The organism is uncultured Gemmiger sp., assembly GCF_934561205.1.
Taxonomy (GTDB): Bacteria; Bacillota; Clostridia; order Oscillospirales; family Ruminococcaceae; genus Gemmiger.
On sequence record NZ_CAKTFU010000016.1, the window covers coordinates 50,052 to 69,076 of the forward strand.

Below are 19,025 nucleotides of genomic sequence, written 5' to 3' on the forward strand. Positions count from 1 at the left end.
CTTCGTATGGCTGAACAGAATCTTGGCCCGCGCGATTTCTTTGCCAAAGAAAACGCAATTGCAGACCTTGGCTTGATTGCTTGCCCCGGCGCAGAGGAACTGTGCAAGATGGTTGACGGACATCTGGTCCGCTGGGCACGCGAAATCGGCATGGACGTGGATACTTTTATCATCCCCTCGGACTGCCCGCGTTTCCAATCCGGCGATGCAAAGGGCTTGGTCAAAGCCTCTACCCGCGGCGATGATATCTACATCTTTGTCGATCCGGGCAATTACAGCGTTACCTACCAGCTGTTCGGCTATGAGAACCACCTCTCCCCGGACGACCACTTCCAGAACCTGATGCGCCTGATCCAGGCCGTTTCCGGCCGCGCCCACCGCATCAGCGTCATTATGCCCAGCCTGTATGGCGGCCGCCAGCATCGCCGCGTCAGCCGCGAAAGTCTGGACTGCGCCTTCTCCCTGCAGCAGCTCAAGGCCGTCGGCGTCAAGAACATCATCACCTTCGATGCCCATGACCCCCGCGTCATGAACGCCGTGCCCACCATGAGTTTCGACAACGTTATGCCCACCTATCAGGTGCTGAAATGCCTGCTGCACCATGTGCCCAACGTCAACTTCGATAAGGATCATTTCATGATCGTTTCCCCCGATGAGGGCGCCATGAACCGCAATATGTATTATTCCAGCGTGCTGGGCTGCAACCTGGGCATGTTCTACAAGCGCCGCGATTACAGCCGCGTTGTCAACGGCCGCAACCCCATTGTCGCGCACGAGTATCTGGGCGAGAGCGTCAAGGACAAGGACGTCTTTATCGCGGATGACATCATCGCCTCCGGCGAGTCCATGCTGGACATCGGCTACGAGCTGAAGATGCGCGGCGCCCGCAACATCTTTACCTGCTGCACCTTCCCGCTGTTCACCGCCGGTCTGGAGAAGTTCGACAAGGCGTACAACGACGGCATCATCAAGGCAGTTCTGGGCACCAACCTGACCTACCGCAAGCCCGAACTGCTGCAGCGCGAGTGGTACTACGATGTTGACGTGTCCAAGTACACCGCCTACTTCATCGCTGCCATCAACCACGACAAGAGCGTTTCCAGCATCATCGACCCCATGACCAAGATCCGCACCCTGCTGGATTCCCACGGCATCCCCATGGGCGGCGAGCAGTAATTTCCCTGCGCAGAAACTTTCCTCGGCTCGCTTCGGCGGGCCGATTTTTGTTGCAGAATCCGCACAGGGCGAGTATAATGGGATTAGCTATATAGAAGGGGGTATTTGTCATGCTGCCTATTGAAAAGTTACAGCAGAAAATTCAGGGTAAAAAGGTTGCCTTTATCGGCGCGGGCGTCAGTCACAAGCGCTGCCTGGAACAGTTTGTCGAGATGGGCGCGCAGGTCACGCTGTGCGACCAGAAAAAATCCATAGAGGAATTCGGAGACTACGCCGAGACACTGCGCCGCCTGAACGTCAACCTGAGCCTGGGCGAGCACTATACCGACGGCTTTGCCGGGCAGGATATCATCATGCGCACGCCGGGCTACGAGTATTTTAAGCCCGAACTGCAGGCGGCGCTGCAGGCAGGCACCACCGTGACCAGCGAGGTAGAGCTGTTTTTTGAGCTTTGCCCCTGCGAGATCGTCGCGGTGACCGGCTCTGACGGCAAGACCACCACGACCACGCTGATCTCCAAAATGTTTGAGGCTGCCGGGCGCAGGGTGTTCTTGGGCGGCAACATCGGTGCGGCGCTGCTGCCCCAGCTGGCGGACGTTACGCCGGACGCTGTGGCGGTGGTCGAATTGTCCAGCTTCCAGCTGATCAGTATGCGCACCAGCCCCAAGGTGGCGGTGGTGACCAACGTCACGCCCAACCACCTGGATCATCACAAGGATATGCAGGAATATGTCGATGCCAAGCGCAATATTTTGCTGTGGCAGGTGCCGCCCTGCCGCGCCGTGCTGGGCTTTGAGAACGACATCACCCGCGCAATGCAGAGCGACTGCAAGGGCGAGCAGGTTTGGTTCACCCGCCTGCACGAAACCGACAACGGCGCGTTTCTGCGCGTGGAGGACGACACCCTTTGCTATGCCGAAAACGGCGTCGTAACGCCCGTTATGCCCCGTGCCGACATCAAGCTGCGCGGGCTGCACAACGTCGAAAACCTGCTGGCAGCCATCGCCGCTGTCTGGGGGCGCGTGCCGGTGGAGGCTATGCGTCAGGTCGGCTCGACCTTTACGGGCGTGGAGCATCGCATCGAGCCGGTGCGCGTGCTGGACGGCGTGACCTACTACAACGACTCCATTGCGTCCAGCCCCACCCGCACCATCGCGGGGCTGCGCAGCTTTGACCGCAAGATCATTCTGATTGCGGGCGGCTACGACAAAAAAATCCCCTACGAGCCGCTGGCCCCTGAGATCATCGCCCACGTCAAGGTGCTGGTGCTGATGGGCGCGACCGGCCCCCGCATCGAGAAGGCTGTGCGCGAGCATCCCGATTTTGACGCGGCATCGCTGGAAATTCTGCATGCCGACAATATGCGCCACGCCGTAGAGCTGGCCCGCGCTGCCGCCAAGCCGGGGGATATCGTCAGCCTGTCCCCGGCGTCGGCCTCCTTTGACCTGTACCCCAACTTTGAGGTGCGCGGCCGTGACTACAAGGCCATCGTCAACAGCCTGACCTGAAACCGCGCGGCGAGAAAGCTATGATAACATCTGCCACCACCCCCGCGCAGCAGGCGGAGTTTGCCCGCCGCATTGCCGGCAAGCCCTATTTTGCCGCCGTTATGGGTACGGCGCTGACGCTGTTCGGGCAAAAACCCGGCAGCGGCTGGTCGTTTTATCTGCTGCCCGGCGGGGCGCTGGCGCTGCGCGGCGGCACGGCCACGCTGTGCGGGGCACAGCCTGACGCCGACACCGCCGAGGAATTGCAGAGCTTTCTGCAATTTGTGCGGGCAGACCGCATTGTGTCGGAAACGGTGCTGCCCTTCGGCACCGAAGCCCCGCCGCTGACGCTGTGGAAGCTGCCCAGGGGCTGTACACTGCCCTTGCCGCCGAACCCGCCCGCTGCACTGACGCTGACCGAACAGCCCGCCATGCTGCCGGTCAGCCGATTGTCCTTTGCGGACGAAGCAGAGGCCGACGCTTTTTACTCGGCCGCCTGCACGGCCATGGCCCACGGCATCGGCTGCTGCCACGCGCTGCTGCAGGACGGCGCGCCCGTCTGCACGGTGGGCTGCTTCAGCCAAAGCGAGACCGAAAGCTACATGTCGGCGGGCATCACGGCGCCCGCCTGGCGGGGTAGGGGACTGGCCGGCTGGCTGATCGTGCGCATGGCCAACGGGCTGGCACAGCAGCGCGACGCGGCGTTTGCCTGTGAGGAAACGCTGAACGGCTTTTACCGTCGGCTTAGTTTTACACAAAACGGCATAATTCAACAATATATTACAGATTGGAATACCTTATGATCGAACAATTCTACGACCTGAAACCCGAAGTTCTGGCGCTGGACAAGCAGGCGCTGACCCTTTGCCGCGAGCAGTTTGCCCATATCGAGGAGATCCGGGATTTCAACCAGCTTAAAATGCTGCGCGCCTTCACCGATTGCGGCGTCGAGGCCCGCCATTTCTGGGGCAGCAGCGGCTACGGCGTCTGGGACGACAGCCGCAATAAGCTGGAGGAGGTCTTTGCCCGCTGCATGGGAGCCGAGGCGGCGCTGGTGCGCCCGCAGTTTATGAGCGGCACCCACACGCTGACGGTGGCACTGTTCGGCCTGCTGCGCACGGGCGACACCCTGCTGGCCGCCACAGGCCGCCCCTACGACACGCTGGAGGGCGTGATCGGCATCGGCGAGGCGGGCAAGGGCTGCGGCACCCTGCGGGAGTATGGTGTACACTACGACGAGTGCCCGCTGCTGCCGGACTTTACCCCCGACTACGCCGACATTGCCGAAAAGGCAAAAACCGCCACGGTGGTGCATATCCAGCGCAGCCGCGGCTACACCCAGCGCAATGCGTTTGATTTGGCTACGATTGAAAAAATTGTGCAGACGGTGCGCGGCGTCAACGACAAGGCGGTCATCTTCGTGGACAACTGCTACGGCGAATTCACCCAGATCCGCGAGCCGTTGGCTGTGGGCGCTGACCTGATGGCCGGCAGCTTTATCAAGAACCCCGGCGGCGGCATCACCCCCACGGGCGGCTACATTGCGGGCCGCCGTGACCTGGTGGAAAAATGCAGCCACCGCTTTACCGCACCCGGTATCGGCGGCGATTTGGGCTGCACACAGGACAGCCTGCGCGACACCTTCCTGGGGTTCTACTACGCCCCCGGCGTGGTGTGCGAGGCCCTGAAAACCGCTGTCTACGCCCAGTGCCTGTTGGAGCTGGTGGGCGTACACCCCGTGCCGCGCTACACGGCCGACCACAACGACATTGTGACCTGCTTTGATTCGGGCAGTGCCGAGGCGCTGACGGGCTTCTGTGCGGGCATCCAGCACAACAGCCCGGTTGACAGCTTTGCCAGCCCCGAACCTGCCGTGGAGCCGGGCTACACCGATCAGGTGGTCATGGCGTCCGGCAGCTTTACCGAGGGCAGCACCATTGAGATCAGCTGCGACGGCCCGCTGCGCGCGCCCTACACCTGCTACCTGCAGGGCGGCGTCAACTTTACCGCCGGACGCGCTGCCGTGCTGAACGCGGTGCAAAACGCTTTCTTTAAGTAAACCAAAAGCCGAAACGTCCCACGCGGGCGTTTCGGCTTTTTTGGTATAAGCTGCTGTCCCGCCGCGTATACTGCGGCAGGGGGTGGGGCCGATGTTGGTTGCGCAGAAGTTTCTCTGCTTTACAACGGACATTTCTCTGCCGTTTTTTAGTATCAGAGAGGAAAAATGTCCCTGCTTTCGAAAAAGTGGGGACATTGCGATTTGCGAATATTGAGATTTGGAGGATTAGCAAGCACAGCCGCTGTCCGTACACGTTGCGATTTTGGGATAATCCCAAGCCCTTATGATGTTGATTTTGAGAGGAAATTGAGAAGCAAAAGTGCTGCCAAAGCGTACAAACGATTTGAGCGTGAGAGTCTTGTACGTAAACTGTTTTTGGAATTAGAGAGCTTCGCAACACGATGCGAAGCTCTCTTGCCTTATGATCGAGAAAGATGTATAATAAGAACAATATTTGTAGACGGATATCGAACAGAAATGGCTATTTCGTATAATAAGCTCTGGAAACTGCTCGTTGATAAAAAGATGAGCAAGGCCGATCTGCGCAAAGCGGCAGGCATCGCGCCAAACACCATGACCCGGCTGCGGCGGGATGAGGAAGTTACACTGGCGGTACTACATAAGATTTGTAAAACCCTCGAAGTAGATATCGGGGACATTATGGAGTTTGTGAGTGGAGATTGAGCAATATCCATAACTGCAAGTAAATCTTATTCGTGAAACCAAGAGGTGGGAGAAATGGCAATTCGCTTGTGGCCGCAGGATTATGAACGAAAGGATCATATTACAAAAGCGGAAAAAGGGATCCTTAGATATGCTGCGCGCAATTTTCAAAATGGCCATATGGTGGTTGGTATAGACCCTGTAGGCTTAAGCGGCGAAAAAGTGAAGCTGGGAATGTATATTTCTCCCAATGAAGGACTTGTCACGTTCTCGATTTACTCCGGAATGATTAATGCAATGCCGGTGTTTTCGTATATCGCTTATGTCCAAATGGTTGAAAGTAAAATCTATGAACGACTTTTGGATTCCAAGCTTTTGATTGTTCGTAACGGAGAAAAGAAAGCACTTAAATTCCCATACAAACATATTGTTATGTTTCCGGATGAGGTGGTAGGAAAGACTACCGTGTCGAAGGATGACCTTCAGCAACTACGAAATTATGCAACATTTGATTCGTTTAGACCAATCACATCTGACGGCAAAGAAAAAAGAATTGAAGATTTGAAAATATTTGCGGGTATTCGCAAGGCATACGATAAGACGTTTAAGTCTCTGTCAGAACTAGAATGTCGAGCGATCTTCGAACGTTTGGCTCCCGAATACACTGTCGTGATGAATGAGACCATAAATGTTTGCGTTGCCGAAAAGAAAACATTGGTAACCGAAGCTGATCTGCGCATTACCGGAAAGGAACTGGAATATAAAACATTCTTCCTCGATGAGTACCAGGTAGGCGTTGTTAACGACATGGGTAAAGGCCATCGAGTCATTCTGGCAAACCCCGGCGCGGGAAAAAGCGTTCTGCTTCTTTCTAAAGCGTTTAAGTATGCAAGTCTGTACAAAGGATCCAACGTACTCCTCACATGCTATAACAGCAACTTAGCCGATTCTTATAATTTCAAGCGCAGTTGTGCTAATTTTGGCAAAGATAGCAAACTGTTTATCATGACATTCCATAAGTTGGTAAAAAAGATTTATGAGGAATGCTTGCACTCTCATTGCGCATCAAACATTGCAACAGAAGAAGAAATTCAAAAATGCATAGACATGGTGAAACAAGGAAAGGTGAAGTTTCGATTTAAGGCGATTTTTATTGACGAGGTGCAGATTTTTGATCCTCTTTATCTCGAGCTGTGTTATCACCTTTTGGAAGATGACGATGATCGTGTGTTTTTAATGGCAGGCGATTTGAATCAAGCAGTTCGTGCGCTGAGCCGAAAAGGTGATGCCCCGTGGAAACGGATGAATGGAATCCAGCTTGACTTCACGGGACGTGTTCGCTACATCGAAAAAAATTACCGCAATAGTCAAGAGATAGGCGAGTATATTTCGCATATGTTGCAGCACATGAATACGCGCTTGTCAATGCTGGATCTAATTAACTCTTTGGAGTATGAATATAACTCGTTCAAAGTCGGCACAAATCCAACAATTGCGCTTAAAGTTAGGACCGGGGTTCAACGGACAAGTATCAAAACGAGTGTGATTGCAGCAATTAAAGAAATTGCAACAACGTATAGGATTAGTTACTCAGACATAGCTGTGTTATTCCCGTTTAGAAAAGTACCCTATTTGAACTACCATTTCCTCTATTGGCTTCAGCAAGGGCTTGACGAGGAAGGCATTTCTTATTCGATGATCATTAACGAGAAAGATGGTTTCTTTGTGAAGAAAAAACCCGGAGACATTACGGGTGTAGTTATCTCTACGATTGAGTCCTCGTTGGGATTGGATTTTAAGGCTGTTATTTTGGCTGGTTTGTTCCCGTATAACTATGTCAATCACAACGGACGAGTGGGTAGTGAAATAAAGACATGGAGCGCTATCAAAAATATGCCGGAAGAGCAGCAAACTGCGGTACAGAGCCAGATGCGAGCAGTATATACCGCCTGTTCAAGAGCCCGAGATGTTTTGTATGTAATTAGCGATCTGAAGCCTGGTACACCAATGGAAGAAATTATTAAGCAAGTGCCAGATAGAACACCTTTACCGCAGTCTTCCACGCAGAGCGGTACACCATCAACTGGTGTTCGTACGGGAAACTAACGGAATACTGTAACCAAACGTACAGCTTCAGCCACCATCAAAGAAAGATTGCTTAATGAAGTAGTCGATCATGTAACCATTAAGGCAGTAATTCAGGAAACAAAAAAGGACACAACCGTGATGGTTGATCTTGCAAAGTACCCTAAGCAAAAAGGAATTATAGGGAAAACGGTCGGTGAAACCTTTAAACTTGCAGGAGTTTCTTTGACATATAAGATTACGAAAATTATTGCCAATGATACGCTTATCCCCAAAGATGTGGCAAGCTCTCCTGCAAAACAAGGATCTGCTGTACAAGCAGGTAAAACTCAGCCCAAAGGCTTGAAGGATTTCTTCGTGAGCAAGGGATTCAAAGCTGTAGATTGCAGGTCAAATAATGGTTGTTTGTGGATCTTGGGAGAGCGAAAAGAATTAGCACCGTACGTGACGGAAGCAGAGCGACTGTTTGGAGTGGCTGGCGGATATGGCGCGGGAAAAGCGTCGTCTTACAAGCCTGCGTGGTGGACAAAGTCAAACAAGTAATTACCCTATATGGCATTTGCATGTGCCGGGAGGAGAAATAGTATGGCAAACGATTACAACATACTTGCTGATTACATAGTCTCTAGATATATCGAAAGGATCGCTGGTGATGATATTGAAGAGACCTTTGTGGATGAATCTCCGGCAGATCGCGTTATGGTAGGCATGCTTGCTGAGAACCGCATGGAAGAGAAGTTTGATGGTGGGTATATCGAGAATAATAGTACCCGCTTTGAAAGTGTACCGTCCATAAGTATTTCGTTTATCGTCAAGAAGAATCCTTCAGGTGTTATTCGTGTGATTCCCAAGGGACTGTTGTTTTATACGGTCGAGCCAGATTATGACAAGACGATTGATTACTTGCTTCAGAAATACTCTGAAAAGGATAACGTTCAATATACCGAAATCCAGCAGCTCTGTGAATGCTATCCTGACCTGCGGTTTAGTCTTCCGTTGACCTACAAAAAGGTGCGGGTTGAAGATGAGATGGGTGATGGTATATCAATTCGGCTTGACTCTATTAGTGATAAAAAGTTTCATTTGGAGCAGAAAATCAACGAACGCTTAAGGGCTTTGTCGGATAGTATCATCAGCGAAATAAAAGTTATTAAGAGTGACCGTGTTACATTTTTTGATCTGGTCGATAAGGAACGTTTCTACCTTGTGACAGGTGGAAGCGAAGAACGTGTAAACCCTCGATGGGATATTGACATTTATTGCACCGTTACCGATGAAGGGGAATCCTATCGATTCTTGATGCAAATGGTTAATAAGACTCCCGTGAATGGCAAGAGCAACATCGGATATTTGCCTAAAGTTTTCAATGCTGGTATTGATGTGGTTGGAGATGATAGTGTCGAGTTTCAGAATATCAAACTGGATTATTTTAAAAACAGCTACAGAAAGCGTCCCATGGTGCATGTCGTTGCAGAAAACACTTCTGCAGCCTATCATGAAGAGGACAACTCCATTCGGACCGGTAATATTCCGAGATATTATCAAATGCGCCTGAAGACCAAAGATGCGTTAACACAGTATATTACATTTGAAAAACTTATTCAGGATCCGGTTGGCAATCTGACTGTTATTTACGAAGAAATGAAATCGGATTATGAGAAGTGTGTCTACGAGTTCAATCATACAAGGTTCCAAACGGTCAATGCAAAAGAACGGTTTAGAGATGCATTAGAGAACTATCAGCATGAAATTGGCCGTTTTAGGAAGGGCATTGATCAGATTGAGTACAGGGATTTTGTTAAAAAGGCGTTTGTTTATATGAACAAAACCTTTATGACGAAACTCGCTGGTGAACACAGACAGATTAGCGGTTGGCGTTTGTTCCAGATCGTTTTTATCGTTTCGCTTATCTGCGAGATGATTCGCAGCGAGTATAAAAATGATCCCAATATTGCGGAAGCGGACATTGAAACCGCGAACTTGCTTTACTTCCCGACAGGCGGTGGTAAAACAGAAGCGTTTCTTGGCGCATGCGTGTTCAACATGTTCTTTGACCGCCTGCGCGGAAAAAACGACGGCATTACTGCATTTCTTAAGTATCCGCTGAGACTGCTTGCAGTGCAACAGCTTGATCGTGTGCTTATGATCGTCATGAAAGCGAATGTTGTAAGAGAGTCCAGCGGGGAGTTGGCTCACAAAACACCGTTCCAAGTCGGTTTCTTTGTGGGCAAAGGAAATACACCGAATAAGATAGACTCCTTTGAACGTTTAAGTGAGCGCGGAGATAAGAATAAGGCAAAAGACCTTATTCTTGAAAGTGATCCTGAAACGCTAAATGAGTATTATCGTTTCATTGATACGTGCCCCTATTGTGGTAAAAAACACGTAAATCTAAGATTTAATCGTGACACTTGGAGATTGGAGCATGTTTGTGATAATCCGGAGTGCCCCATCATGGTTTTGCCACTCATGATTGTAGATAACGAAATTTATCGCTATCTGCCTTCCGTTGTGGTCAGCACGATTGATAAGATGGCTATGCTTGGCACAAGCAATGACTTTAAGATGCTGTTTGGTCAAGTGAAGAAAAAATGCCCGGTACATGGATTTACGGGAAATACAAAATGCTCTTGCGCATCATGCGGCGGACATGAGCTTCAAAACGTAGGATTGCTAAAAGATCCCATTCCGACTCTTTTTGTTCAAGATGAGATGCATCTTGTAAAGGAAAGTTTGGGTACATTTGATGCGCACTACGAGTCGTTCTTGAGCTATTATGCAAAGGAACTGGTTCCAGAGGCGCAGCGCAAGCTAATCCGATTTGTTGGTGCAACAGCAACTATCTCCATGTATGAGAGCAATATTTGGCATTTGTATCACATGGATGGACGGAGATTTCCGTGTGAGTATCCTTCAGCAGAAGTAGGTGAAGATTTCTATTCCTACACCGATAATAATGACATTACACGCATTTTGATCGGATATGCCCCCTATGGACGGTCGATTACTGACGGCATGTGGGAATCGGTTTATATCATGCGCCTTGTCGTGTATAGAATGATTCAATTCTTGGAAGAAAGCTACGAAAAACTCTGCGCTGTCGGTTTTTCTGGGAGCATTGATGAGTATCGGGATATGCTGTACGACTATTGGATTGAATTGGTCTACAATAATCGCAAGCAAGACGCAATGGAACTTGAGAACGCATTCCAGAACCAGGCTAACAACTATTTGGAGGCAAAGGGTGTTCCTAAGTATGTTATTGAACAGATGACCAGTGATGTGGACTTCCAAACCGTAAGAAAAACGTTATTTGATATTCAGGCGAACAGAAAGAACTTCGAGAGTACCAACCTCCTGCTCGCAACAAGTACCATTTCTCATGGTGTGGATGAGGATTCCTTTAACGTGATGTACTTCTTTGGAATGCCAAACAACAATGCCGAATACATCCAAGCATATTCGCGTACTGGTCGTAAGTTTACGGGCATTGTCGTGGATATCATTCGACTAATGAGGGTGCGCGATAGATCCTACCTGAAAAATTTTGTTATTTTCCATCAGAACAGGGACGATCTTGTTGAGTCTGTCCCAATCAACAGATGGGCAAAAAATGCGATCTATAGCACCTTGCCCGGATTGCTTGCAGGCTTGATTAGGCAGTATTACACAATTAAAACCAATTCGGATAGTCTGCATAATGCAATTAAAGTACAGAAGTTGCTTCGTTCCGGAGAAATCGACGTTGATGATGCAGTTTCTAAACTTATTGCAGCTTACGGATGCAATGAACAGGAAAAAATGTCTCTGGCATATAAGGAAATCATCACCGAAGAAGCGGTCAACATTCTTTCTGGAATTAAAAATGGAAATTTCACAAAGGAACTTTCCCTTTCGGACGCAATAGGAAAGTTCTCGCACGGCAAGAAAACGCCAATGACGAGCTTACGTGATACAGAAGAGCAGATCGAGATTAAGATTTGAGGTAAGAGATTATGAAGAGAAGCAAAACTCAAGCTGTATATAGGTTCTTGCCGGAAATGTGGATATCCGAAAAAGGTGATTCTGAGAGAGCTGTTTCGGCTAAGATAAAAAATTGGAATTATATCAAGATGTCCGATATATATGAGGATTTTATCGAAGGTGAAATTAAGCGCCAAATAAAACTGTTTGGTGATCGAGGTGGTGACATCAGCGCGTTTGATCTTTCACCAGATACGCATTCGTTTGCAATTGTTGAAACCGCGTGCAACGAAGGAATCCCTGATATCATCGGTGAAATATCCCCGTTGGTGTTTTACTGTAGTTCCTGTGGTACAGTGAGCGACCTTCGTAATCCTGATGCGGTTGATAAGTATACTTGGAAATGCAAAAATCCTGATTGTGGAAAGTGGGCAGTCAAGCAACTCCAAATGATCTATACCTGCGAATGCGGATATGCTCAGCCCATAAAGATTCCGTATGTGCAGGGGGTAAAAAATTTCAAGTTCCGCCCCAATGAAACGCAATATAAAATGTTTTATAGGAGCGGCAACTCGGAAAAACCTGCAGAGTTTGTTCAGATTTGTCCGAACTGCAATTCGAGATTGGTGCCTGACAACGCAAATTCTGGCCGAAATTATAAGCCTTTCACGCTGAAGGTAATTAATCTGGTTGATCAGCGGAATGGTCAATTCTATAAGAAGGGCATAGATGCGCAAAAGACGATCGTTTGTAGATGGTTTGACAAATTGTCTACCGCTGACTACGAGGAGATCCTGAATAACATTGAATTAGCATTTAGTGACGCATTTAAAAGCGATGCGCAGAGACGAAATGTAAAACAGCAGGTTCGTGCCCTAATTGATGCGGGCATGCTTCCTCCTGAGATGTTTGAAAGCGCTGTAAATAACATGCTTCAGAATGCGCCGAACACAAAAAGTGTTGAGCGGTATGTAGCAATGTGTGATGATCTGTTTTCAAGAAAGAAAACGGAAAATCCGGTGGGCTACGCAGAATGGCTGAGCCATTTCTCGTTCAAGCTGATGCAGTATGATACGCTGAAATATGCCAAACGAATCATTACACTCGAAGAAGCAATTCGGCGTCAACTCAATATGGAGTTCATTGATTCTCCGGAGGAAGTTACAGCATTGAACAAAAAGATGGGTATCGCCAATATGCAGGTTTCTTGCGATATTCAGATTATCAACTGTACATATGGATATTCCAGAAGAGTTGCTGATCCGAAGAACTCTACAAATAAGAATTGCCGCTTGAAGCTCAATGCCTACGATAGAACTAGAGACGGAACGGCAAATCTTGTTTATGGAGCCAAACTGGATACGGAAGGCATCCTGTTTGAGATTAGCCAGCAAAAAATCGCTGAGTGGTTGTATGAGAACAACATCATCAGTGAGGAACAGTTGCCGGATCTTGACGACGACATTTCTGTGAAAAAGTGGTTTGCACAATATGTTCATAGCGATGTGATTTCGATGTTCGGTGAAATCGATGACAGTGAAAAAATCACTAAGAATGTTTTTGCGCTGCTCCACTCTATGTCCCATGCCTTTATGAATTCGGCAGGAGAACTAAGTGGCCTGTCCGGTAATTCTTTGACAGAGATTATCCTTGTAGAGACTGCGAGCATCTTTATCTATGCGCAAACTAGTCAGGGAATCCCCCTCGGCGCTCTGTCTGGAATGGCTGAATCTAACTATGCGTATTTCTTGAAGAAGGCTTTTGACGAGACGAAAAATTGCGTGTTTGATCCAATCTGCACGGAGCGAGATGATACGGCTTGCAGTGCATGTCTCATAATTCCGGAGATTTCTTGTAATCACTTCAACGCCGAGCTTGGCAGAAAGTATTTGTATTCGATTGACGGAGTGGATAACCCGACTGTTGGTTTTTGGGAGATGTAATTATGGCTAATATGCATCCGAAAAACATATCAGAGTATTTGCCAACGGATTCTGAAAGAATTGTTTATCAGGAATTAAAAAACCAGCTTCCTGATACGTTCGATGTCTTTTATTCTGTTAGTTGGACAAGTTATTATGCGGGGCGTCTCGTGAAATCTGAAGCAGATTTTATTGTTGCCAGTCCTGACTATGGTTTTTTATGTCTGGAAGTAAAAGGCGGGAACGGAATCCGTATTGAAGATAATAACTGGTATCTTTCGGATGTGGTACATGGTGAGCGTAAACTGAACTCTTCTCCGTATGATCAAGCGGAAAAGAATATGTACTACTTCTCCAAAGTTTTTTCTTCGAAATACAACACCAAGTATTCGGGAATATATGGTGCCGGTGTGATTTTTCCCTTCTATCCCATAGGAGAAGAACTTGAGTTAAGTAATCGTCATAGAACGTGTACTATTGACAGCAATGACCTGAACAATATCTATGATCGCATTAAAAAGATGTTCCGCCTATGGGCAGGTAGTTCTTACGGTCGGCGCTATTATCCGGCAAGCCAACATCGCGCTTTCCTTGAACTCATAAGAGATAGAATTGCGATTTCTGCAGCAGCTGGCGCGCTGATTCGGTTCAAAGATCAGCAGCTGAGTGTGATCAACCGTGTGCAAGACAATTACATATATCTACTGAAAAATGTAAAACAGTTCTACATGCGCGGAGGAGCAGGAACCGGGAAAACTTGGATTGCAATGAAAATGGCCAAGGATGAAGCGGAATCAAATGGGCACAAGGTACTTTTTGTTTGTGCATCAAAACCACTTGCCAGTATGGTAAACAGTCATATTGGGGATGCGGTTGATGTTAAAGATATTCGCTCACTCTTTGAAATGCTTGTTGAGGATATTACCAGTTATCAAGAGCCGCTGTTCGAAGGAATAAGCCATGGCCTCATTGGTGACTATGAAAAGTACAACGCGATCTTTGTTGATGAAGCACAGGATTTTACAGAGGAATGGGCAAGCATTATTAAATTGCTTTTGGATGATCCGGAAGGCTCTCGCCTGGGAGTTTTCTTCGATGACGTTCAGGTTTTGAGAGAAGAGAGCTTCGGAAACGGGTTTGGCATTGATGAACTGCCGTATTTGCTGCGGGAGAATATTAGGAATACCGCAAATATCTATAATTGGGCTGCAGAGAAGACCAATCTGGGTACAGATATGGTTGCAAACCCTGTTGAAGGTCCGACACCTACGACAGAAATTGTTAACGAGCATGGACAATTGGTTTTACTTTTTGAAACACTTTTTAAGCGATACCTTGAGGAAGAATATCTAAAAAATGATTCCTTAGTAATTCTCACCGAAAGCAAGGAAAAGCTGTTGGCTGAATTTCCTGACGGGATTGCAAAGTGGAAATTTGTTCATGGTACACCTAGCAATGAGAATGAAATCAGCGTGTATTCTATAGATGAATTTAAAGGGTTGGAAGCGAACATGGCCATTTATATCCATGGTATTGACACAACCGAGAATATGAACTACATAGCGTACACGCGCGCAAAATACTACTTGATTGAGTTGGTGAGGAATTACTGATGGCACCCATAACATCTTTTATTCGATGGGCAGGCGGAAAATCATGGCTTGTCCCATATCTAGCACAACTAACAGAAGGACTTGACTATAACAACTATTATGAACCTTTCATGGGCGGAGCATCGATCTTCTTTTCTTTGAATTTGCCCAATAAGGGATGCTTGTCGGATATTAACGACGATTTGATAAACGCCTTTTGTGCTGTCAGGGATAATCCGGAAAGAGTTATTCAGTATCTTAAGGAATATAAAACAGACGAAGAAAGCTACTATGCAATTCGCGCGACGGAACCAAAAGAGAAATATCAACGGGCTGCGAGATTTTTGTATTTGAATGCAAATTCTTTTAATGGACTGTACCGTGTGAATCGGAACGGAAAATACAATGTTCCCTATGGTCATAAAAATGCTACTGTGAATTATACGCGGCTGCTTGAAGCAGGAAAAAAATTGGAAGGAATGGAAATTGTTTGTCATGATTTTTCGGATATTAGTACCAAGATAGTTGCCAGAGACTTGATCTTTTTGGACCCACCCTACACCGTTTCTAAGGAAGATACGGGCTTCGTAGGCTATAATTCAACTTGGTTTTCCCTTGATGATCAGCACCGACTGGCAAAGCTAATTGACCAAATAAAAAAAGCAGGAGCCTACTACATTATGACAAATGCCGCCCACGAAACCATTTTGGAGATATTTAAAGACAAGGGGCGCATGGTTACACTTGAGAGGAATAGTTTGATTGGCGGCAAAAAAGCGTATCGAGGAAAAGTTCCGGAGTATATTTTTACGAACATACCAGAAAGGAGTACGAAGTAATGGCTAGAACGGATTGGAGCCAAGTTGTATACGACAAACAGTTGGCAACGGCAAAAAGTGTCCACAAAAAACTGTTCGTGACACAAAAGATCTTAGCTTCGGAACTCCCTGAGTATATTGATGCTGGTTGGGAAAAGTGCAAAGACTATAAGAGTCCTAAATATGTGGGGATTGCTAAGGAGAAACCAGTAGATGAGCAATTTGAAGACCGAATTTGGTTGATGTTTGCTGGGATGGGTTTTTATGGTCTAAATGCGGAAAATGGAATTCTGATTTCTTATGATTTCAGCAATGATGACCTAAAAGAAAGAATTGGCGTTCTGGCGGTTGATGATGAAACTGCGTTGGTTGGGCTTTGCCACGCATCAGAAGCTATCGTCGAAAAAAGTTTTGCCGCTGAAATAACAGCTTTTAGTGACAAAATATCTGGGATTAGAAAAGAGGTTCTTAAACAATTCCCGGGTCGGAAACTGAAGTTTATTTGGGCGTCTCATAATTTCATCATGAATAGACGAGATCTCGCGTTGCTGGACAAAGCCGGAATGGCCTATTTTAGTGACACGACTGTCGAGTACTATACAGACTTGGCAAAACACTTGGGTTCTTGTTCTAGATATCAGCTTTTGGGTAGCCTTTTTGCAAACCAAGAAATTAAAAATATGGATGATAAGGTGCCTGCGATCCAAGGTAAAATGGGTGGATACACCTACTATTCATTTTCAATTGAACCTGAAAAACTTTTGAAAATTGGCTATGTGTTGCATCGGTCGGAAGCCAATAAGAATATGATGCCGACCTACCAGCGTTTAATCAAAAAGAAGCGTTTGCAAGAGGTCCGGTCGTTCATTAATGATGGTGGATATTTCCCAAACTCGATTATCATCAGTATAGATACCAATGGAAAGGGATTGGTTTTCGATCAGTCCGCCTCTAAGGTTGATAGTACAATTTCGAAGATCGGTATTTTACATATCCCCAAGCGCTATAGGTCTGCGTATATTATCGACGGCCAACATCGTCTGTACGGCTACTCGGATTCCCGGTATGCCGAGACAAACACCATTCCGGTAGTTGCTTTCGTTGATCTGGAAAGAAGTGAGCAGATTAAACTGTTCATGGATATTAATGAAAACCAGAAAGCGGTTCCGAAATCGTTGAGAGTGACCCTGAATGCAGACATGCTCTGGGAATCTCCTGATTTCAGTGAGCAGCGGCAGGCTCTCCGATCTAAAATCGCGCAGATGCTGGGAGAAGAATCGACATCGCCTCTTAACTCGAGAATTGTGATAGGTGAAAACGAGTCCACACCCACGCGATGCATCACTGTTGAAGCAATTCAGTCTGCACTGAAAAAGTGTAGATTCTTCGACAGCTATGGCAAAAAGAATGTTCTTCAAAAAGAAGGTACTTTCGACTGCAAAGATAATCAAGAGACTTGCGATTTGTTCTATCCGTTTATAGAGAAGTGTTTGCTGTATATCAGAGAGACTTGTCTGGATGAATGGGACAAGGGAGATCAGGATAGCGGAATGCTCACCATGAACCGTGGCATTCAGGCGGTTATTCGCGTCATTGATGATGTTGTCAATATGCTTGTGGAGAAAGGGATGATTCAGCCTAAAACGCAGGCTCTTGACGATATGTTTGGCTTGATACAATACTATCTCAAGCCTTTGACTGACTACATAAATAGCCTAAATGCTGAGCAGCGCAAGGATTTGCGCGGTTACTTTGGTGGAGGTGCTGATACCCGGTTTTGGCGCGCATATCAGAAGGCAATTGCTGATATGAGGCCGGATTTTGTGCCTGATGGATTGGAAGAGTTCTGGCAAAACGAAACTAAGATCTATAACGAAGAGACGAAATCCATGCTACGAGAAATAGAATCCAAGGTTAAGTTGTTGATTTCTGAGCGCCTCGGAGAATATTTTGGCGATAGTTGGCTAATTAAAGGACTACCGAAGAATATTTATACCAGAGCAAAAGGTGAAGCCGATGAGGCAATGTATGTGCATGTGTCTAGTACAGGAGAAGAAATCGACATTCCTATCTGGGATTATGTTACACTTCCGGAATGCAAACAGATTATCTTGAACGGCAAGAACTGGTCGCTCTTCTTCGAGGATACTTTTGTCCGCCCGGAGGAAGCCAATCTAGTCGGAGGAAAGGACCCGAAGACAGACTGGATTCTTCGAGTCAATTCGATTTCGAATAAGCTTTCAAAAGAGAGCTATAGTGTTCCTGTAGACGAGTATAGCTATGTGAAAAGCATCTATGATTGGTTGATGGGTATCCTTGTTTTCTAATATATCTGTATTGGCCGTTATGAGCTGGGATATATAGCCAAGTTTTAGTGAGGAATTTATATGTTACACCCCGGTCTATACGAACAAGTCATCAACAATACTTTGACCAGCGAGCTTGCGGAAATTCCGGAGGCCCGCAAGTCTGTTGCGCCCATTGACAAGGCGGAAGCCTCCAAGGTTCTGGCGCAGTATCTGGCAGATGTGGTTCAAAAGGGCCTGGATAATGTACTGGACAACGGCGGGGATATTTCTGCCCAGATCGGGCTGACCAATCAGATCGTTACTCTCATTCAAAATACAACGAAAGAAGCTGACTTTGCTGCGCTGGGCGTTGACCGGCGGGCAGAGCAGCTTCTTGCGCTTTTGCGGGAGACCGACCCGCGGCTGGCAGTGGGAAAAACAGCGGCGGACATAGAGCGCCCGGAAACCTCCATCGCACGAAGCTCGCTTTTCACCGGGGCTGTGCATGAACCGCAGATGTTTACAGAGCTCAAAAAGGAAATCGTCTCGGCTGATCGGATCGATATGCTGGTGTCCTTCATCAAATGGAGCGGTCTGCGGCTCATCATGGACGAACTGCGGGAGTTTACGCACAGCGGCGGCGAGCTCCGCATTATCACCACCTCCTACATGGGCGCTACCGATGTGAAAGCCATCGAGGAGCTTCGAAAGCTGCCCAATACGCACATCAAGGTCAGCTACAACACCAAGACGACCCGGCTCCACGCCAAGGCATATATTTTTTACCGCGAAACCGGCTTCACAACGGCCTATGTTGGCTCGTCCAACCTGTCCAATGCGGCACTGACCAGCGGCCTCGAATGGAACACTAAGGTAACGAAACGTGACCTGCCCGAAACCATTGACAAGATCGCCGCTACCTTTGAGTATTACTGGAATGACCGCGAATTTGAATACTACGCGGAGGATCAG

Annotated in this window: 13 protein-coding genes; all 13 read left to right on the forward strand. The window is 47.6% G+C overall.

The features are described 5' to 3' along the window. Positions 1-6: 6 nt before the first annotated feature. On the forward strand, positions 7-1,176 hold the full coding sequence (locus Q0I19_RS09795; RefSeq protein ID WP_294760447.1) for a ribose-phosphate pyrophosphokinase: 1,170 nt from the start codon (positions 7-9) through the stop codon (positions 1,174-1,176). A gap of 110 nt (positions 1,177-1,286) precedes the next feature. After that, positions 1,287-2,684 (forward strand): UDP-N-acetylmuramoyl-L-alanine--D-glutamate ligase, encoded by a 1,398-nt coding sequence (gene murD / locus Q0I19_RS09800; RefSeq protein ID WP_294760449.1) that lies wholly within the window; start codon positions 1,287-1,289, stop codon positions 2,682-2,684. A 20-nt stretch (positions 2,685-2,704) separates the two neighbouring features. Beyond that, a complete protein-coding gene (locus Q0I19_RS09805; RefSeq protein ID WP_294760450.1) occupies positions 2,705-3,466 on the forward strand; it encodes a hypothetical protein in 762 nt (253 codons plus the stop codon). Then, a complete protein-coding gene (locus tag Q0I19_RS09810; RefSeq protein WP_294760451.1) occupies positions 3,463-4,722 on the forward strand; it encodes a methionine gamma-lyase family protein in 1,260 nt (419 codons plus the stop codon). Before Q0I19_RS09805 ends, Q0I19_RS09810 begins: the two co-directional genes overlap by 4 nt. A 477-nt stretch (positions 4,723-5,199) precedes the next feature. Continuing rightward, positions 5,200-5,406, forward strand: a complete 207-nt coding sequence (locus tag Q0I19_RS11465) for a helix-turn-helix transcriptional regulator (RefSeq protein WP_366012756.1) — start codon at positions 5,200-5,202, stop codon at positions 5,404-5,406. A 54-nt stretch (positions 5,407-5,460) separates the two neighbouring features. Then, complete coding sequence (locus Q0I19_RS09820) at positions 5,461-7,491, forward strand: AAA family ATPase (protein ID WP_294760454.1); 2,031 nt, start codon at positions 5,461-5,463, stop codon at positions 7,489-7,491. A 117-nt stretch (positions 7,492-7,608) separates the two neighbouring features. Then, the gene (locus tag Q0I19_RS09825; RefSeq protein ID WP_294760456.1) at positions 7,609-8,013 is read left to right on the forward strand and encodes a hypothetical protein; all 405 of its coding nucleotides are present in this window, start codon (positions 7,609-7,611) and stop codon (positions 8,011-8,013) included. 42 nt (positions 8,014-8,055) lie between these two features. Next, entirely contained in the window at positions 8,056-11,454 is a 3,399-nt protein-coding gene (locus tag Q0I19_RS09830; protein ID WP_294760457.1) for a DEAD/DEAH box helicase family protein, read from the forward strand. Positions 11,455-11,465: 11 nt separating this feature from the next. After that, the gene (locus Q0I19_RS09835; protein WP_294760459.1) at positions 11,466-13,376 is read left to right on the forward strand and encodes a hypothetical protein; all 1,911 of its coding nucleotides are present in this window, start codon (positions 11,466-11,468) and stop codon (positions 13,374-13,376) included. 2 nt (positions 13,377-13,378) lie between these two features. After that, entirely contained in the window at positions 13,379-14,968 is a 1,590-nt protein-coding gene (locus Q0I19_RS09840) for an NERD domain-containing protein (protein ID WP_294760460.1), read from the forward strand. Continuing rightward, the gene (locus Q0I19_RS09845) at positions 14,968-15,786 is read left to right on the forward strand and encodes a Dam family site-specific DNA-(adenine-N6)-methyltransferase (RefSeq protein WP_294760461.1); all 819 of its coding nucleotides are present in this window, start codon (positions 14,968-14,970) and stop codon (positions 15,784-15,786) included. The genes Q0I19_RS09840 and Q0I19_RS09845 overlap by 1 nt, the downstream gene beginning before the upstream one ends. Further along, positions 15,786-18,092, forward strand: a complete 2,307-nt coding sequence (locus Q0I19_RS09850) for a DGQHR domain-containing protein (protein ID WP_294760462.1) — start codon at positions 15,786-15,788, stop codon at positions 18,090-18,092. The genes Q0I19_RS09845 and Q0I19_RS09850 overlap by 1 nt, the downstream gene beginning before the upstream one ends. Before the next feature lie 60 nt (positions 18,093-18,152). Beyond that, positions 18,153-19,025 (forward strand): phospholipase D-like domain-containing protein (locus Q0I19_RS09855; protein WP_296023680.1); only part of this gene is annotated, 873 nt, incomplete at its 3' end.

Bases quoted from the DNA above. Each gene is read 5' to 3' on its own strand.
- Q0I19_RS09845 (WP_294760461.1), top strand. From the start codon at position 14,968: ATGGCACCCATAACATCTTTTATTCGATGGGCAGGCGGAAAATCATGG.
- Q0I19_RS09795 (WP_294760447.1), top strand. From the start codon at position 7: ATGGCTGAACAGAATCTTGGCCCGCGCGATTTCTTTGCCAAAGAAAAC.
- Q0I19_RS09805 (WP_294760450.1), top strand. From the start codon at position 2,705: ATGATAACATCTGCCACCACCCCCGCGCAGCAGGCGGAGTTTGCCCGC.
- Q0I19_RS09850 (WP_294760462.1), top strand. From the start codon at position 15,786: ATGGCTAGAACGGATTGGAGCCAAGTTGTATACGACAAACAGTTGGCA.
- Q0I19_RS09840 (WP_294760460.1), top strand. From the start codon at position 13,379: ATGGCTAATATGCATCCGAAAAACATATCAGAGTATTTGCCAACGGAT.
- Q0I19_RS09830 (WP_294760457.1), top strand. From the start codon at position 8,056: ATGGCAAACGATTACAACATACTTGCTGATTACATAGTCTCTAGATAT.
- Q0I19_RS09835 (WP_294760459.1), top strand. From the start codon at position 11,466: ATGAAGAGAAGCAAAACTCAAGCTGTATATAGGTTCTTGCCGGAAATG.
- Q0I19_RS11465 (WP_366012756.1), top strand. From the start codon at position 5,200: ATGGCTATTTCGTATAATAAGCTCTGGAAACTGCTCGTTGATAAAAAG.
- murD (WP_294760449.1), top strand. From the start codon at position 1,287: ATGCTGCCTATTGAAAAGTTACAGCAGAAAATTCAGGGTAAAAAGGTT.
- Q0I19_RS09820 (WP_294760454.1), top strand. From the start codon at position 5,461: ATGGCAATTCGCTTGTGGCCGCAGGATTATGAACGAAAGGATCATATT.
- Q0I19_RS09810 (WP_294760451.1), top strand. From the start codon at position 3,463: ATGATCGAACAATTCTACGACCTGAAACCCGAAGTTCTGGCGCTGGAC.